The sequence below is a fragment of the Serratia sp. A07 genome (assembly GCF_058725505.1).
On record NZ_JBZXDO010000222.1, the window covers coordinates 1 to 735 of the forward strand.

The following is a 735-nucleotide window of genomic DNA, read 5'->3' on the forward strand; positions in this document are numbered from 1 at the left end:
ACGCTGCCGGCAAGTGCCGTTTGCACGTCGAGACGGATGTTGCCGGTATCAACCAGCCGATAGCCGGCGAGGTTGAGACCCTTGCCACCGACGTTGCCGGGCTTGCCAGCGGATGCAGAGGTCATTTCATCGGCCTGGGACATCCAGACGCCGGTATCCCGCGCTGGCTTGTCGAACTCGAACTCGGAATTCATGCCGGCGCAGCCGGTCAGGAGCAAGGGAAGTAACACCAGAGCCTTACGCATCGTTCCGGCCCTCCTGCGTGGCCTGCTGATATGCGCGCAATACGCGAAGACGCTCAGAGGGTTTGCGGCTAAGGTCGTAGTCGAACACGCTGTCGTAGCCAAGTTCGGCGGCGAAGTAATAGTCGCGGGAGAAATTCATCACCAGTACATAGATGGCAAAAAACACCGCCGCCAATGTGTAATAGCGAAACAGTTGTGCCAACGCGTAAGCGGACTGGTGATCGGTAAAGAACGCGCCAGCCCCATTGAGTACCGGCTGGGCGATCATCGATACGCCCATCAAAGCAAGGATGGACATGAATACGAGCAATATCGCCAGCGATACCTGCTCAATAATGCGCAGCACCAGAGCGCCGCGATGATGCGTCCAGTCGCTCGCAAACAGCTGGCGAGATTGGGGGCTGGTTGTAATACCGAGAATATTCATTTCAGACTACCTCGCGCTGGAAATGGGCTTTGACCGCCTCGACAACCGAGTCGGGGCAGGGGC

Annotated in this window: 1 protein-coding gene and 1 pseudogene; both read right to left on the reverse strand. The window is 57.8% G+C overall.

Annotation, left to right across the window (positions count from 1 at the left end; genetic code table 11):
* Nucleotides 1-245: pseudogene (locus tag AC4PR2_RS29385) on the reverse strand (hypothetical protein); the annotation flags it as partial.
* Nucleotides 238-672: a hypothetical protein gene (locus tag AC4PR2_RS29390; RefSeq protein ID WP_492176111.1), complete on the reverse strand. Its 435-nt coding sequence runs from the start codon at nucleotides 670-672 to the stop codon at nucleotides 238-240. The pseudogene AC4PR2_RS29385 and the gene AC4PR2_RS29390, both read right to left, overlap by 8 nt.
* Nucleotides 673-735 lie beyond the last annotated feature (63 nt).

What these genes read in the sequence shown, in the direction of transcription:
- AC4PR2_RS29390 (WP_492176111.1), bottom strand. Translation starts at nt 672, where the DNA reads ATGAATATTCTCGGTATTACAACCAGCCCCCAATCTCGCCAGCTGTTT.